The organism is Paracraurococcus ruber, assembly GCF_004353985.1.
GTDB classification, from domain to species: Bacteria; Pseudomonadota; Alphaproteobacteria; order Acetobacterales; family Acetobacteraceae; genus Paracraurococcus; species Paracraurococcus ruber.
Genome location: NZ_SMOA01000149.1, coordinates 1 through 13,815 on the forward strand (window position 1 = coordinate 1; position 13,815 = coordinate 13,815).

The 13,815-nt window shown below is 72.5% G+C and carries 17 protein-coding genes and 1 pseudogene; 11 read left to right on the forward strand and 7 right to left on the reverse strand.

Annotated features, from left to right (window positions below; genetic code table 11):
- From E2C05_RS21055 to E2C05_RS21070, 4 genes are all read right to left on the reverse strand, one after another.
- On the reverse strand, positions 1 to 1,835 hold a 1,835-nt coding region (locus tag E2C05_RS21055), incomplete at its 3' end, for an ABC transporter ATP-binding protein/permease (protein ID WP_133221623.1).
- Between the two features lie 7 nt (positions 1,836 to 1,842).
- Positions 1,843 to 2,508, reverse strand: coding sequence for a hypothetical protein (locus tag E2C05_RS21060; protein ID WP_133221624.1), 666 nt, complete (start codon positions 2,506 to 2,508; stop codon positions 1,843 to 1,845).
- A gap of 2 nt (positions 2,509 to 2,510) precedes the next feature.
- Entirely contained in the window at positions 2,511 to 2,672 is a 162-nt protein-coding gene (locus E2C05_RS21065) for a DUF1328 domain-containing protein (protein ID WP_133221625.1), read from the reverse strand.
- Between the two features lie 142 nt (positions 2,673 to 2,814).
- Positions 2,815 to 3,579, reverse strand: coding sequence for a PhyR family response regulator anti-anti-sigma factor (locus E2C05_RS21070; RefSeq protein ID WP_133221626.1), 765 nt, complete (start codon positions 3,577 to 3,579; stop codon positions 2,815 to 2,817).
- A gap of 93 nt (positions 3,580 to 3,672) precedes the next feature.
- On the opposite strand from E2C05_RS21070, the gene E2C05_RS21075 reads away from it, so the two are divergent.
- From E2C05_RS21075 to E2C05_RS21085, 3 genes are all read left to right on the forward strand, one after another.
- Positions 3,673 to 4,176, forward strand: a complete 504-nt coding sequence (locus E2C05_RS21075) for a sigma-70 family RNA polymerase sigma factor (protein ID WP_240046816.1) — start codon at positions 3,673 to 3,675, stop codon at positions 4,174 to 4,176.
- A 79-nt stretch (positions 4,177 to 4,255) separates the two neighbouring features.
- Positions 4,256 to 4,852: a sigma-70 family RNA polymerase sigma factor gene (locus tag E2C05_RS21080; RefSeq protein WP_133221637.1), complete on the forward strand. Its 597-nt coding sequence runs from the start codon at positions 4,256 to 4,258 to the stop codon at positions 4,850 to 4,852.
- A gap of 6 nt (positions 4,853 to 4,858) precedes the next feature.
- Positions 4,859 to 5,122, forward strand: a complete 264-nt coding sequence (locus E2C05_RS21085) for a NepR family anti-sigma factor (protein ID WP_192912497.1) — start codon at positions 4,859 to 4,861, stop codon at positions 5,120 to 5,122.
- A gap of 55 nt (positions 5,123 to 5,177) precedes the next feature.
- Here E2C05_RS21085 and E2C05_RS21090 read toward each other — a convergent pair whose 3' ends face one another.
- Positions 5,178 to 6,770, reverse strand: coding sequence for a 2-isopropylmalate synthase (locus E2C05_RS21090; protein WP_133221627.1), 1,593 nt, complete (start codon positions 6,768 to 6,770; stop codon positions 5,178 to 5,180).
- A gap of 641 nt (positions 6,771 to 7,411) precedes the next feature.
- On the opposite strand from E2C05_RS21090, the gene rpmE reads away from it, so the two are divergent.
- From rpmE to E2C05_RS21105, 3 genes are all read left to right on the forward strand, one after another.
- Complete coding sequence (rpmE, locus tag E2C05_RS21095; RefSeq protein WP_133221628.1) at positions 7,412 to 7,639, forward strand: 50S ribosomal protein L31; 228 nt, start codon at positions 7,412 to 7,414, stop codon at positions 7,637 to 7,639.
- A gap of 434 nt (positions 7,640 to 8,073) precedes the next feature.
- Positions 8,074 to 8,550, forward strand: coding sequence for an Hsp20 family protein (locus tag E2C05_RS21100; RefSeq protein ID WP_133221629.1), 477 nt, complete (start codon positions 8,074 to 8,076; stop codon positions 8,548 to 8,550).
- A gap of 369 nt (positions 8,551 to 8,919) precedes the next feature.
- The gene (locus E2C05_RS21105) at positions 8,920 to 9,801 is read left to right on the forward strand and encodes a helix-turn-helix domain-containing protein (protein WP_205082932.1); all 882 of its coding nucleotides are present in this window, start codon (positions 8,920 to 8,922) and stop codon (positions 9,799 to 9,801) included.
- 296 nt (positions 9,802 to 10,097) lie between these two features.
- On the opposite strand, the gene E2C05_RS21110 is transcribed toward E2C05_RS21105, so the two are convergent.
- On the reverse strand, positions 10,098 to 10,289 hold the full coding sequence (locus tag E2C05_RS21110) for a DUF1192 domain-containing protein (protein WP_133221631.1): 192 nt from the start codon (positions 10,287 to 10,289) through the stop codon (positions 10,098 to 10,100).
- 123 nt (positions 10,290 to 10,412) lie between these two features.
- On the opposite strand from E2C05_RS21110, the gene E2C05_RS21115 reads away from it, so the two are divergent.
- Complete coding sequence (locus tag E2C05_RS21115; RefSeq protein WP_133221632.1) at positions 10,413 to 10,985, forward strand: DUF1013 domain-containing protein; 573 nt, start codon at positions 10,413 to 10,415, stop codon at positions 10,983 to 10,985.
- Positions 10,986 to 11,266: 281 nt separating this feature from the next.
- Here the strand turns inward: E2C05_RS21115 and E2C05_RS21120 are convergent, their stop codons facing one another.
- Positions 11,267 to 11,437 carry a YdcH family protein gene (locus E2C05_RS21120; protein WP_133221633.1) on the reverse strand — a complete coding sequence of 57 codons (171 nt, stop codon included), beginning with the start codon at positions 11,435 to 11,437 and terminating at the stop codon, positions 11,267 to 11,269.
- 136 nt (positions 11,438 to 11,573) lie between these two features.
- Between E2C05_RS21120 and E2C05_RS21125 the strand changes: the two genes are divergently transcribed.
- The 4 genes and pseudogenes from E2C05_RS21125 to E2C05_RS21140 form a co-directional block, all read left to right on the forward strand.
- A complete protein-coding gene (locus E2C05_RS21125) occupies positions 11,574 to 11,774 on the forward strand; it encodes a YdcH family protein (RefSeq protein WP_133221634.1) in 201 nt (66 codons plus the stop codon).
- Entirely contained in the window at positions 11,775 to 12,290 is a 516-nt protein-coding gene (gene purE, locus E2C05_RS21130; protein ID WP_200305808.1) for a 5-(carboxyamino)imidazole ribonucleotide mutase, read from the forward strand. It abuts the gene before it with no gap.
- Positions 12,287 to 13,414, forward strand: coding sequence for a 5-(carboxyamino)imidazole ribonucleotide synthase (locus E2C05_RS21135; protein ID WP_133221635.1), 1,128 nt, complete (start codon positions 12,287 to 12,289; stop codon positions 13,412 to 13,414). Before purE ends, E2C05_RS21135 begins: the two co-directional genes overlap by 4 nt.
- Before the next feature lie 172 nt (positions 13,415 to 13,586).
- Positions 13,587 to 13,815, forward strand: a pseudogene (locus E2C05_RS21140) (OmpA family protein); the annotation flags it as partial.

Consider the following 13,815-nt stretch of genomic DNA (forward strand, 5'->3'; position numbering starts at 1 on the left):
CCGCGGCCCCGCAGCAGGCGCCGCAGCGCCGACCGCGCGGCCGGCAGCGCGGCATCGCCCCGCGGCGCCGCCGGGCGGCGGCGCGTCGTCAGCCTGGCGCCGTCTGTCCCGCGTACCAGGGTCAGCGTGCGGTCGTGATAGGCATCCAGCCCAGGGCGATGGCCGATGGAGACCAGCGCGCTGTCGGCCAATTCCTCGCGGAAGAGCCGCATCATCGCGTCCTGGTTCGCCTCGTCCAGCGCCGCCGTCGCCTCGTCCATGAAGACCCAGCCGGGCCGGTGCAGCAGCAGACGGGCGAAGGCCAGACGCTGCTGCTCGCCGAGCGAAAGGATGCGGTCCCAGCGCTCCTCCTCCGCCAGGCGGGGGATCAGGTGCTCCAGCCCGCAGCGCGTCAGCGCGGCGTGCTGCGCCGCATCCGGGAAGCGCTTCGGCGGCAGCGGATAGGTCAGCGCCGAGGCGAGCGTGCCGAGCGGCAGGTAGGGCCGCTGCGGCATGAACATCATGTTCTCGCGCGGCGGGATGCGGATCTCCCCCGCGCCCCAGGGCCAGAGCCCGGCGATGGCGCGGAACAGGGTGGACTTGCCCGTCCCGCTTTCGCCGACGATCAGCACCTTTTCGCCGGCGGCGATCTCGGCATTCGCTTCCGCGATCAGCGTGCTGCCGTCGGATTGCGCGATCTGCAGGCCGCGGAAGGCGAGGACCTCCCGCCCGTCCGGCGCGGCGCCTTCCTCGACCGCGATGCGGCTGCCGGCATCGGCCAGCTCCTCCGCCGCCAGCGTGTCCTCCAGCTCGATCACCCGCTCGACATGGCTGCGCCAGTCGGCGATGCGGGGGAAATTGTCCACGAACCAGTTCAGGCTGCTGGTCACCTGGCCGAAGGCGGAGGAGATCTGCATCAGCACGCCAAGCGTGATGGCGCCGGAGAAGAAGCGCGGGCTGGCGACCAGGACGGGAAAGACGGTCAGCAGCATGCCATAGGCGCTGGTCAGCCACATCAGGTTGCGCTCGCTGCGCATCAGGTCCTTCATGACCTGCACCACCTGGCCGAAGGCGTGGCGCAGGCCGCGTTCCTCGTCGGCCTCGCCGCGGATCAGCGCGACGCCCTCGCTGCTCTCGCGCAGGCGCACCAGGGCGAAGCGGTGGTCGCTCTCGGCCTGGTTGCGGCGGATATTGGCCTCGACCATCGGCAGGCCGATCCGCCAGGTCAGGAAGCTGCCGACCAGCGCATAGAGCAGCGCCGCCCAGACCATGTAGCCGGGGATGTCGAACTCGGTCGCGCCGAGTGCCACATGCAGCGGGCCCGACAGCGTCCAGAGGATGCCGACAAAGCTGACCAGCATGAGGAGGGAGGTGACGAGGCCGACCGCCATGTCCACCGCCATGGCGGTGGCCCAGCGGGTGTTCTCGCTGATGCGCTGGTCCGGGTTGTCGGCCGCGCCTTCCAGGAAGTTCAGCTGGTAGTGCCGGCCATCCGCCAGCCAGCGGTGCTGCAGCCGGAAGACCAGCCAACGCCGCCAGTGCAGCTGCAGCAGTTGCCGCACGTAAAGCTGGAAGACCGCGGTCACCATGCTGGCGATCGTCAGCACCAGGAACAGCCCCATCTGGCCGAAGAAGGCCGGGCGGTCGCGGTTCTCCAGCGCGTTGAAGAAATCGCGGTTCCAGATGTTGAAGCGGACCTGGATGGCGATCTGCAGCAGCGTCAGCAGCAGCACCCCGGCCGCGAGGAGGCGAGCTTGCCGCTTCTCCGCGCCGTTGAAATACAGCGCGGCGAGCCGCCCGAAGCGGCGCAGGAAGCCTTCCGGCGGCGGGTCCGGCGGGGAAAGGTCGGTGGGCATCGGCGGCTCAGCGGGCTGGCGGCGGGGCGATCGGCTTCAGCGCGTCCGGCGCCGGGCCCAGCGCGCGGGCCAGAAGGGCGCGCCCCGCCTCGCCCTCCTGCCCCGGGCCTTCCGCCGCCAGCTTCGCGCCGGCCTTCAGCAGGTCCCGCACGCCGTCCGCCGCGCCGGGGGGGACGGCGACGACCGTGCCATCCTCCAGGATGGCGCCCGCAACCTCGCCCTGCGGGGCATAGTAGGGCTGCTTGACTGTGCCGGCGACCGCCAGCATCCGCGCCTGCTCGGGCGGCTGGCGGCCGCCGAAGCGCCAGTAGAACCGGTCCACCATCCGCGGCTCCTGGTCGGCCGCCGCGGCGAAGGCCAGCATGGTGATGACCGGCGCGCCGCGGGCGCGGATGCCCCAGGCCACCAGCGGCCGGCCAGGGGGCGCGACCTGGCGCACCGCCTCGGCGATATCGGGCGGGAAGACGATCTGCGGCCCTTCGCGGAAGATCAGGCCGTCGGTCTCGCCACGCGGATTGGGCAGGAAGCGCTCCACCGTGCCGGTGAAGGAGGGAAGCTGGGTCGGGTCGAACCAGAACTCCCCGCGCGGCGCGGCCTGCGCCGGGGCGGGCCGGGGCCGCCCGATCGCCCCGGCCGGGAGCAGCGCCAGGATCAGCGCGCCGCGCCGCCGCATGGTCAGGTGCGGATGCTGCCGAAGACCAGCGAGACCAGGAACAGCACGATGAAGATCGCGAACAGGACCTTGGCGATGCCGGCCGAGGCCGAGGCGATGCCGCCGAAGCCGAACAGTCCGGCCACCAGCGCGACGACGAGGAAAATCAGGGTCCAGTACAGCATGGGCGTCCTCCGTTCCGGGTGGCGCAGGAAACGCCGTTGCCGGGGGGCGGTTGCCGATGCTCAACGAACCGGGATGCGGCGCCGGGCGCCGGCCACGCGGGGGCGGCGGCAGATCCGGTGGCGGGCGCCGCGCCGGCGGCGGTCAGACCGGCCGCACGCCCCGCGTCACGGCCTGGAAGGTGGCGACTGCCAGGGTGGTCGGGTCGAAGGGCTTGGTGATGACGAAGGCGGGCTCCACCGCCTCGCCGGTCAGCAACCGCTCGGGATAGGCCGTCACGAAGATCACCGGCGCGGTGAGATGCCGCAGGATGCGCGCCACCGCGGACGCGCCGTCGCCGCCGGCGCCGAGATTGATATCCGCCAGCACCAGCCCGGGCTTCTCCGCCTCGGCCAGCGACACCGCCTCCGCCTCGGTCGCGGCGATGCCGACCACGCTGTGGCCGCAGCGCTCCACCAGTTCCTGGATGTCGAGGGCGATGATCGGCTCGTCCTCGATGATCAGCACCCGGGTGGCGACCCCGGTCCGCAGGCTGTCCCGCGCCAGCCGCAGTTCCAGCTCCGCCGTGGCCGGCGGCACGCGGCAGGCCGCGGCGGCGGCGGTCAGCGGCTGCTCCTCCAGCGCGGTCAGCAGCAGCAGCATCCGCTGCAGCAGGGACATGTCGTCGCCCGGCGCCAGGGTGGCGGCCGGCTGCGGTTGGGACTGGCGCACCTGGTCGCCGATGGCACCATAGAGGGCGGTCCGCGCTTCCGCATCGCGGGCCAGGGTTTCACCCGGGGTGGCGAGCACGGCGCGCAGCGCCTGGGCCACCACCTCGTCGCCCCCGGCCTGGCTGCCGGTCAGCGCCCTGGCATATCGTCTTGCATAGGGCAGCGCGCGGATCAGCGCGCCACGGTCCATCGCACTCATCGCATCCTGCCCTCGGCCGCTCTTCGGGATGTCATCCGGTGCGCGGGTCCGGAACCCTCGTTGACATGCATCCCGGTTGATATTGAGCGTCCGGTGAAGGAACAAGCCACGGATCAGGGACTGCGCGGCGCGCTCGCGGGATTGTTGCCCGACCTGCGCGCCTTCGCCCGCTTCCTCTGCGGGTCGGCGCAGGAGGCCGACGACCTGGTGCAGGAGTCGCTGGCGCGCACCCTGCGCAGCCTGGACGCGCGGGAGGAGCCGGTCGAGGACCTGCGGGCCTGGTGCCTGGCCACCATCCGCAACACCTTCCATGAAGGCCTGCGCGCCCGGAAGCGGGAACAGGCGCGGCTGCAGCAGGTGGTGCCGGACCCGCCCTCGCCGCCGCCGCAGGAGACGCCCGGCCAGATCCGCGACCTGGCGCAGGCCTTGAAGGAACTGCCGCCGCTGCTGCGCGAAGCCGTGATCCTGGTGGGTGCCCAGGGCATGTCGCACCAGCAGGCCGCGGCCATCTGCAAGGTGCCGGTCGGCACCATGAAGGCGCGCGTGTCGCGCGCCCGCAAGCTGCTCGCCGTCGCTCTCGGACGTGTGACGGCGTAACGCCGCCGCGATGCAACCCTCCGTCCGGCCCGATCACTCTCAGGCAGATCGCCAGACGAGGGGATGCACCATGGACGGCATGACCAACACCACGCAGACCAAGCCGCAGCGTGGCGGCCGCGCCAGCAAGGAATTCCACGACCAGCTCGTCGCGCTGCTGCCGAAGCTTCGGGTGCAGGCGCTGGCGCTGACCCGCAACCGCGCCGCTGCCGAGGACCTGGTGCAGGATGCGGTCGCGAATGCGCTGGCGGCGCAGGAGAGCTTCACGCCCGGCACCAATTTCGCCGCCTGGATGCATCGCATCCTCCGCAACCGCTTCATCTCCACCCTGCGCAAGCAGCGCGAGACGACCGACATCGAGGACCTGCCGATGTCCGCCTTCGCGGTGTCCGCGGCGCATGAGGACCGAATGGTGCTGAAGGAGCTGTCGCGCGCCCTCGGCCGGTTGCCGGCCGACCAGCGCGAGGCGTTGTTCATGGTGGTGCTGCAGGGCCTGTCCTACGAGGAAGTGGCCCAGGCGACCGGCTGCGCCGTGGGCACGGCGAAGAGCCGGGTCTTCCGCGCCCGCCGCCAGCTGCAGACCTGGCTGGCCGGTGAGGAGCGGTCCGAGCGGCAGCTGCCGCGGCCGGAGCGTTCCGAAACGACGACCATTGGCGAGTTCCGCGCCGGAGTCTAGGGTGCCATGACACGGAGCGGGGCGGCGGTGCTGGAACGGCCCGCCGCCACCCCGTCTTTCTCGGCAATGGCGATGGGCAAGACGGATCAGAAACGCGCAGGGAAGCCTGAGAAGGCTCGCCCGGAAGAGGAGGGCGAGGCGGTGGATGGCGCCTTCGACCTGTGGCTCAGCCGTGGGCTGCATCAATTATACGATACGGTTGCAAAAGAACCGATCCCGGACGCGCTGCTCCGGATGATCGAGGACGACAAGGCTTCGAAGGACGAGTGACCGCGCGGCACCGGGGCGACCCGGTGCCGCGCCAAGGCGCGTTCCCCGGGCGCCGTCAGGCCGAGAGCGCGGGCTGGAACTCCGGCGGCGCCGTCCGCTCGCGCTTCGCCAGCAGCTTGTTCAGCGCATGCACATAGGCGCGGGCCGAGGCGACGATGGTGTCGGTATCGGCGCCCTGGCCGTCCACCAGCTTGCCATGCTCCTCCAGCCGCACGGTGACGCGCGCCTGCGCATCCGTGCCGCTGGTCACGCTCTGCACGGCATAGAGCTTCAGGCTGACCTCGTGCGGGAAGGCTTGGCGGATGGCGATGAAGGTCGCGTCCACCGCGCCGTCGCCGGTCGCCGTGCCGTCCCGCCTTTCCCCGTCCACCTCGAGGGCCAGCGTCGCCATCGGCCGCACGCCCAGGCCGGTGGCCACCGTCAGCCCGACCAGCTTCACCCGGTCGTTGCCGCGCACCACCTCGTCGTCGACCAGCGCGGCGACATCCTCGTCGTAGACGACCTTCTTGCGGTCGGCGAGGTCCTTGAAGCGGCGGAAGGCGTCGTTCAACTGGTTGTCGCCGATGCCCTCGTAGCCCATGGCCTTCAGCTTGTCGCGGAAGGCGGCGCGGCCGCTGTGCTTGCCCAGCACGAGGGAGTTGGTGGACCAGCCGACGCTTTCCGGCGTCATGATCTCGTAGGTCGAGGCATCCTTCAGCACGCCGTCCTGGTGGATGCCGCTTTCATGCGCGAAGGCGTTGCGGCCGACGATCGCCTTGTTCGGCTGCACGTCGAAGCCGGTGATGGTGGCCAGCAGCTTGCTGGTCTTGAGGATGCGCTCGGTGGTGACGCCGTTGGTCACCGGGATGGCGTCGTGCCGCGTGCGCAGCGCCATCACCACCTCCTCCAGGCTGGCATTGCCGGCCCGCTCGCCGATCCCGTTGATCGTGCTCTCGATCTGCCGGACGCCGGCGCGGATGGCCGCCAGGGTGTTCGCCACCGCCAGGCCCAGGTCGTTGTGGTTGTGGGCGGAGAAGACGACCTTGTCGGCGCCCGGCACCCGTTCGCGGACCATGGTGAAGATGCGGATCATGTCCTCCGGCACCGCATAGCCGACGGTGTCGGGGATGTTGATCGTGGTCGCGCCCGCCTTGATCGCCGCCTCGACGCAGCGGCAGAGGAAGTCCGGCTCGGTGCGGGTGCCGTCCTCGGCCGACCATTCGACGTCGTCGGTGTGCTGGCGGGCGAGCGAGACGCTGGCGGTCACCAGGTCGAGCACCGCCTCCGGCTCCATCCGCAGCTTGACCCGCATGTGCAGCGGGCTGGTCGAGACGAAGCTGTGGATGCGCTTGCGGGCGGCGGGCTTCACCGCCTCGGCCGCCGCCAGGATGTCGGCCGGGGAGGTGCGGGCGAGGCCGCAGACCACCGGCCCGTCCTTGGAGAAGCGCTTGGCGATCTCCTGCACGCTCTCGAAGTCGCCGGGGGAGGCGATGGGGAAGCCGGCCTCCATGACGTCGACGCCGAGTTCTGCCAGCGCCTCGGCCATGCGCAGCTTCTCCTGGATGTTCATGGAGAAGCCGGGCGACTGCTCGCCATCGCGCAGCGTGGTGTCGAAGATGATGATGCGGTCGGGTTCCAGCGTGCCGAAGCTGGGATGGGTGATGGCCATGGGGGCATTCCTTCGGAGGATCGGGTGCAGCCGGGCGGGCGCGCATACGGCGCCCCAGGTTCCCCTGAGCGAGTCGCCGGCGGTCAGCCGGGCGTCAGGCCCAGGGGCGGCTAAGTCGAAGGAGGAGGGGAAGCAGGGCGCGCGCGCGGCCCGCGGCGGGAAGGCCGCAGGTCAGGCCGGCGATGGGCGCGCGGGGTTGCATGGCTGGCGGCACCCTAGACAGCGGCCCGCGGGACGTCCAGGGCCGAATTGCCGGGGCCGCGCCCGCCTCGCCAGCCCGCCCCGGTGGCAGCAGGATGCCGGCATGGCCGCTGCCGCCCGCACCCCCTGGCCAGGACAGGGGGCCGAAGCCGCCGGGGGACTGCTCCCCCGACCATGGCCATGACCCGTACCGGCATGCGGAGAGGCTGTTCGAGGTCCCCCGGCGAGGCGCGCAGGCCTTCCGCTGTGGCGGCTTGCGGGACACGCCCGGGCACCACGTCTCCAGCGCCGCGCCTTGCACGGCGGCGATCGGGAGGGGTGGGCGCCCGGGGCTCGGCCTGCGGGATGTTGCGAAGGTTGCTTCCCGCCCCCCCGTCCCCTATAGCGCCCGCTTCCCGCGGCCGGTCGGTATCGGCTGCGCCTGATCGCATGAGCGCGCCATGAAGCCCGACATCCATCCCGAGTACCACGAGATCTCCATCGTCATGACCGATGGGACGACCTTCAAGACCCGGTCCTGCTACGGGAAGGAGGGCGACACCATCCGCCTGGACATCGACCCGAAGTCGCACCCGGCCTGGACCGGCGTGCAGCGGGTGATCGACACCGGCGGGCAGGTGGCCAAGTTCAACAAGAGGTTCGCCAGCATCGGCATGCGGAAGAAATAGGCTCGCCATCCGGCTGGCCTGCCGCAGGACGGGCCGGCCGAAGCCCGGTGGCCTCGCGCCGAGCGGACGGCGGCGCCCTGCCGCGGCGATCGCCGCGCTGCGACCGGGCTGCCCGTGCGGCTATCGCCCGTCGGGTTGATGCCGGCGGGGGCGGCGTGACCGCCGGATCACCGCGTCGGGCACCCTGCTCGGGTGCCGGGCCCTGCGGCGGCTTGCGCGCGGTCCGGACGGCCAAGTCATCCATCGAGACGCCCGCCCGAAGGCAACGCCGCCCCCCTTGAACCGGGGTGCGGCGTTTTCCATGTCTGGCGGGCACGAGGCGCCCGGACGGGGCCTCGGGGCCGCTTCCCGCCCGCCGCGGCGCCCGCTCTGGGGCCGTTCCAGGGTCGGGTGGCGATCGCATCATCGACCTTGCTTCCTCGAGGAGGTTCGACATGAACGCCTATGATTTCTCCCCCCTGTTCCGCACCGCCATCGGCTTCGACCGGCTGGTCCGCCAGCTCGAGACCGCCCGCAGCGCCGGCGATGCGCAGAGCTACCCGCCCTACAACATCGAGAAGACCGGTGAGGATACCTATGTCCTGACCATGGCCGTCGCCGGCTTCGGCCCGGGCGACATCGAGGTGGTGGCGCGGGAGAATGTGCTGACCGTCGCCGGCCGCGCGCCGCAGGCCGAGGACGGGCGCAGCTTCCTCTACCGCGGTATCGCCGGCCGCGCCTTCGAGCGCCGCTTCGTGCTGGCCGACCACATCGTGGTCGATGGCGCGACGCTGGAGAACGGCCTGTTGCAGCTCGCCCTGAAGCGGGTGGTGCCGGAGGCGCTGAAGCCGCGCCAGATCCCGGTGCAGGCCGGCCGGCCGCAGGCGCGGATCGAGGCGAATGAGCAGGGGACCCAGGCCCAGGCTGCCTGAGCGGCCAGGGCACAGGACAGGTCTGATCCTGGGCCGGCGGGGGAACCCGCCGGCCCTTTCCGCATGTGGGGGGCGTGCTCATTCCGGCCGAAGCCGGGGGATCAACCATCCCGCGCTACAGGCGCCTCGTCACGGGCGGAGCGACCGGCGCGCCGAAGCCCGATCGGATGGCGGTTGGAGACGCGGACCGGCGCGCATCGGCGGATTGGCCGGGTGCGCGGGATCGTGGCGCGCCTGGCATGGTTTGCAGGCCGCGCGGCACGAGGCCGGGCGGCAAATCACGGCTCGGTTCGGCATCCGGCCCCGCACGAAGGCGCCGGCCGGGTCGGTGAAGCCGAGGCGACAGGCGCCGTGGCCCGCCGTGCCGTCATGACCTCGCAGGTCATGGAATTCGCGCCGCCGGCGCGCGAGGCTTTGTGGATGGACGGTTTCCTCAGCCCCGCCTCCGCCGCCGGCCCGGCCGGCGCCGGGGGCCTGCTCGCCGCCGCCCGCCGCGCCCGGCGGTTCAGCCAGATGCACCTGGCGCTGGAGGCGGGCATCTCTCCCCGCCATCTCAGCTATGTCGAGACCGGCAAGTCGCGCCCCAGCCCCGGCCTTGTCCTGCGGCTCTGCGAAGCGCTGGGCCTTCCGCCGCGCGAGGCGGATGGCGTGCTCCTGGCCGCCGGGCATGCCCCGGCGCATCGCGAGACGCCGCTGGAAGCGCCGGCGATGGCGGAGGTGCTGGCGGCGCTGCGGCTGATCCTGGCGCGGCACGACCCGCTGCCGGCGGTGGCCTTCGACGCCGCCTGGGATGTGGTGATGGTGAACCAGGCCTATGCGCCGGCGCTCGATGCCTGCCTGGCGGCTGGCGCCGACCCCGGGGCCGGGACCATGCCGCGGCCCGTTCTCGCCCTGCTGCCGGCGCCGCGGCCGAACCTGCTGCGGCTGCTCTGCCATCCGGCCGGCGCCCGCCGGCTGCTGGCGAATTGGCCGGAGGTGGCGCGCGCGCTGCTCGACCGGGTGCAGCGGGAGGCGCGTCTCCCCACCGCCGATCCGGCCCGCCGCCCACCGATCGAGGAGGCGCTGGCGCAGCCCGGGATCGCCGCCCTGATCCGGCAACGGCCGCTGGGTGCCGCGGCGCCGCTGGTGGTGCCGGTGGCCTTCCAGGCGCCGGACGGGCCGAAGCGCTTCCTGACCACCATCGCCACCCTCGGCACCGCGCAGGACCTGACCCTGCGCGAATTGCGGATCGAGACCTATCACCCGGCGTGACCGGCGCGTCCCGCGGTGGGCCGGATCCCGGGAGGGATGCGGATGGCCGGGACGCCGGCTCCGATCCCCTGTCGCAGGGCAACCACGATGCGCCGTCCGGCGGGGGACATGCCCCGTCTCGATCCCGCCCCTTGGGCGGGACGGCGCCGGTGGCGTGGTCCGCGGGCCGTGCCGCCTGGAGGTGCGCCGCCTGGGGCCGCGCGGCCGGGGCACGCCCGAGCCCCGGTCCGCCATGGCGGCGCCAGGCGCGGGCGACGCGCGGGCTGGGCACGGACCCGGCGGCGGGATGCGGGCGGTCAGCTGCCCGAGGGTGGGCGGAAGAAGGCATCCGCCGCGCTGCGATCCGCCTCCCGCCGGCGGATGGCGCCCTCGGCGCGCTCGATCTCGGCCCGGAGCTGACCGATATAGTGCCGCAGCTCCGCCACCCCCCAGCTGTCCAGCACGGCTGGCGCGAAGCCTGTGGCCGGGCGGGGTCGTTCCTCCTCCATCATCCCTGTCCTCCTGTCGCATGCCGGGCTTTGACCCTGCCCGGGGCCGCCTCTATATCCCGGCCGACTGACAGGCGGGGATGTCCGGCCCGCCCCGGCCCCGCCCGAGAAGGTACCGCCCCCATGACCCAGCCCCTGATGCCGAAGGCCACCGCGGTGTGGCTTATCGAGAAGACGTCGCTCACCTTCGAGCAGGTGGCCGATTTCGTCGGCATGCACCCGCTGGAGGTGCAGGCCATCGCGGATGGCGAAGTGGCGCAGGGCATCATCGGCTACGATCCGGTGCTCAACGGCCAGCTGACGCGGGAGGAGATCGCCCGTTGCGAGGGCGATTCCGCCGCCCGGCTGCAGCTTTCCACCAGCGCCCTGCCGGTCCCGAAGGCGCGGGGCAAGGGGGCGAAGTACACGCCCGTCTCCAAGCGGAACGACCGGCCGGACGCCATCGCCTGGGTGCTGCGGCACTACCCGCATCTGACCGATGCGGCGATCGGCAAGCTGCTTGGCACCACCAAGGAGACGATCGCCAAGGTGCGGGACCGCACCCACTGGAACAGCGCCAACATCAAGCCGCGCGACCCGGTGATCCTCGGCCTCTGCAGCCAGGGCGACCTGAACGCCGCCATCGCTGCCGCCGGGGAGCGGCCGGCGCATCTCGCCCCGCCGCCGCTGGCGGATGAGGAGACGACGGCCGCCTGAGACCGGCGGTCAGCCTCGCTGACCGCTGCTATCGCTTGGATGCCTGCAGGCGCCCGGTGGCGCCGGGGTACATGGATCCAGGGCCTCGGCCTGCCGCGTGGCGCGAGCCCATCGACGTCCCGGGGCGACGCCGATGTGGTCCGGCCGCGACGGTCGCCCTGCGGCACCGCGGCCGGCTTCGCCGGCCGCCGACAAGGCGTGACCGCTGCCCGACCCGGCGGCCGGCCGGGCCGGGGGCCGGTCGGCAGGGGCGCGGCGCCGGGCCAGCGCCAGCGGGCGGGTCAGTTCTCCTTGCGGAGCCTCTCGAGCTCCTCCTTGATCCGCAACTTTTCCCGTTTCAGCCGGTGGAGCTCCGCCTCGTCGGGCTTCGGTCGCGCATCCTCCTCGCCGATCTGGCGGTCAAGCACCGCGTGCCGCTCCTCGAGGGACCGGAGCCTCGGCGAGTGATTCATTCGGCATCTCCCTGGCCGTGTGTCACGCAGGGGGGCAGCCGGCCGGCACGGCCAAGCTGTTGCCACCGCGCCGGGGCATGGTAATGGCCCCCGGGCGGCGAATGCACGCCCCCTTTCACCTCCGAGCGCATTGCCGATGCTTGACGACCGCGAGTCGCTGCTCCGCCGCCTCCACGAGATGCGCAGCGAGCACCGCGACCTGGACACGGTGATCGCCCGCCTGTCCGACAGCCTGGCCGACCAGCTGCAGATCCAGCGCCTGAAGAAGCGCAAGCTGAAGCTGAAGGACGAGATCGCCTGGCTGGAGAGCCGGCTGGTCCCCGACATCATCGCTTAGATGGCCGATACCGACATGACCCGGGCCGCGCCGCTGGTCGGCATCATCATGGGCAGCCGCTCCGACTGGGAGACGATGCGCCACGCCGCCGAGACGCTGGAGCGGCTGGGCGTGCCGCACGAGACCCGGGTGGTCTCCGCCCACCGCACCCCGGCCCGGCTGGTGGACTATGCCGAGGGGGCCCGTGGGCGCGGCCTGAAGGTCATCATCGCCGGCGCCGGCGGCGCGGCCCACCTGCCCGGCATGGCCGCCGCCATGACCCCGCTGCCGGTGCTCGGCGTGCCGGTCGAGAGCCATGCGCTGAAGGGCATGGATTCGCTGCTGTCCATCGCGCAGATGCCGGGCGGCGTGCCGGTGGGGACGCTGGCCATCGGCCGGGCGGGGGCGATCAATGCCGGGTTGCTGGCGGCCGCCATCCTGGCGCTGTCCGACCCGGCGCTGGCGGCGCGGCTGGATGCCTGGCGGGCGGCGCAGACCGAAGGCGTGCCGGAGACCCCGGCGGACAACCGGGCATGACCGGCCGCTTCCCGCTGCCGCCGGGCGCCACCATCGGCATCCTGGGCGGCGGGCAGCTTGGCCGCATGTCGGCGCTGGCGGCGGCCCGGCTGGGCTATCGCTCCCATGTCTATGCGCCGGAAGCGGACAGCCCCGGCATGCAGGTGGCCGCCGCCGCGATCGTCGCGCCCTATGAGGATGCGGCGGCGCTCGCCCGCTTCGCCGCCGCGGTGGATGTCGTCACCTTCGAGTTCGAGAATGTCCCGGCCGAGACGCTGGCGGCGCTGGAGCCGCTGGCGCCCTGCCGCCCGGGCGTCGAGGTGCTGCGGGTCTGCCAGGACCGGCTGCGGGAGAAGGCCTTCCTGGAGGCGGCCGGCGTCCCGGTCGCGCCCTGGCGGGCGGTGCATGGCGAAGCCGACCTGGCCGCCGCCATCGCCGCCATCGGCCTGCCGGCGGTCCTGAAGACCACGCGGCTGGGCTATGACGGCCGCGGCCAGGCGGTGCTGCGGTCGCCGGAGGATGCCGGGCCGGCCTTCGCCCGGCTGTCGCCGAAGCCCTTGATCCTGGAGGCCTTCGTGCCCTTCGCGGCGGAGGTCTCGGCCATCGCCGCCCGGGGCGCCGATGGCGCCGCCGCGACCTATGACGCGGTGGAGAACCGCCACCGCGACCACATCCTGGACCTCTCCTTCGCGCCGGCCCGGTTGCCGGCCCCGGTGGCCGCCGCGGCCCGGCGGCATGCCGGCGCGGTGGCCGAAGCCCTCGGCCTGGTCGGCGTCCTCGCGCTCGAGATGTTCGTGCTGCCGGATGGCACGTTGCTGGGCAACGAGATCGCGCCACGGCCGCATAACTCGGGCCACTGGACCATGGATGGCTGCGCCGCCAGCCAGTTCGAGCAGCATGTGCGGGCGGTGGCCGGCCTGCCGCTGGCCGATCCTTCCCGGCACCACGACGTGGTCATGCGCAACCTGGTGGGGCCGGAGGGGATGGCCCGCTGGCCGGACCTGCTGCGATCGCCCGGCGTGGTGCCGCATCTCTACGGCAAGTCGGAAGCCCGGCCCGGGCGCAAGATCGGGCATGCCAACCGCCTGCTGCCCCTGGGCATGCTGGCCGGGATGCCGGACGAGGCGACGCTGAAGGGTCTGTGAGGCTTCCGCGTCACCCCTGCGTGCTTTTCCTGCAACATATAGCTCGAAGTTGCATGGGCGACCTGCTCATGCCACCGGGACGATGTTAGCTTCCACCCAGGCATCGTTCTGGGCATACCGAATCCCGCCCCGAATGATGGTTCGTGGTGATGGCGATTCGGGAGAAGCGAGGATGACCCTCAGGAAGGCCCTTCTGGCCGCGACGGTTCTGGCCCTGCCGGTGGCCGCGCAGGCGCAGCCCGTGTCGGGCCTGTATGTCGGCGCCGGTGCCGGCCTCAATTTCCACCAGGAGTCCCGCGCCGAAGGCCAGCGCTGGGAATACAAGCACCCGGGCTTCGCGGGTGTCGCCAGCATCGGCTGGGGCTTCGGCAACGGCCTGCGCGCCGAGATCGAGGGCAACT

Excerpts from the sequence above, each read along its gene's own strand:
- E2C05_RS21110 (WP_133221631.1), bottom strand. The coding sequence starts at position 10,289 with ATGGAGGAGGAACGACCCCGCCCGGCCACAGGCTTCGCGCCAGCCGTG.
- E2C05_RS21080 (WP_133221637.1), top strand. The coding sequence starts at position 4,256 with ATGACCAACACCACGCAGACCAAGCCGCAGCGTGGCGGCCGCGCCAGC.
- E2C05_RS21125 (WP_133221634.1), top strand. The coding sequence starts at position 11,574 with ATGCTTGACGACCGCGAGTCGCTGCTCCGCCGCCTCCACGAGATGCGC.
- rpmE (WP_133221628.1), top strand. The coding sequence starts at position 7,412 with ATGAAGCCCGACATCCATCCCGAGTACCACGAGATCTCCATCGTCATG.
- E2C05_RS21060 (WP_133221624.1), bottom strand. The coding sequence starts at position 2,508 with ATGCGGCGGCGCGGCGCGCTGATCCTGGCGCTGCTCCCGGCCGGGGCG.
- E2C05_RS21090 (WP_133221627.1), bottom strand. The coding sequence starts at position 6,770 with ATGGCCATCACCCATCCCAGCTTCGGCACGCTGGAACCCGACCGCATC.
- E2C05_RS21100 (WP_133221629.1), top strand. The coding sequence starts at position 8,074 with ATGAACGCCTATGATTTCTCCCCCCTGTTCCGCACCGCCATCGGCTTC.
- E2C05_RS21105 (WP_205082932.1), top strand. The coding sequence starts at position 8,920 with ATGACCTCGCAGGTCATGGAATTCGCGCCGCCGGCGCGCGAGGCTTTG.
- E2C05_RS21120 (WP_133221633.1), bottom strand. The coding sequence starts at position 11,437 with ATGAATCACTCGCCGAGGCTCCGGTCCCTCGAGGAGCGGCACGCGGTG.
- E2C05_RS21135 (WP_133221635.1), top strand. The coding sequence starts at position 12,287 with ATGACCGGCCGCTTCCCGCTGCCGCCGGGCGCCACCATCGGCATCCTG.
- E2C05_RS21070 (WP_133221626.1), bottom strand. The coding sequence starts at position 3,579 with ATGAGTGCGATGGACCGTGGCGCGCTGATCCGCGCGCTGCCCTATGCA.
- E2C05_RS21065 (WP_133221625.1), bottom strand. The coding sequence starts at position 2,672 with ATGCTGTACTGGACCCTGATTTTCCTCGTCGTCGCGCTGGTGGCCGGA.
- purE (WP_200305808.1), top strand. The coding sequence starts at position 11,775 with ATGGCCGATACCGACATGACCCGGGCCGCGCCGCTGGTCGGCATCATC.
- E2C05_RS21115 (WP_133221632.1), top strand. The coding sequence starts at position 10,413 with ATGACCCAGCCCCTGATGCCGAAGGCCACCGCGGTGTGGCTTATCGAG.
- E2C05_RS21085 (WP_192912497.1), top strand. The coding sequence starts at position 4,859 with ATGACACGGAGCGGGGCGGCGGTGCTGGAACGGCCCGCCGCCACCCCG.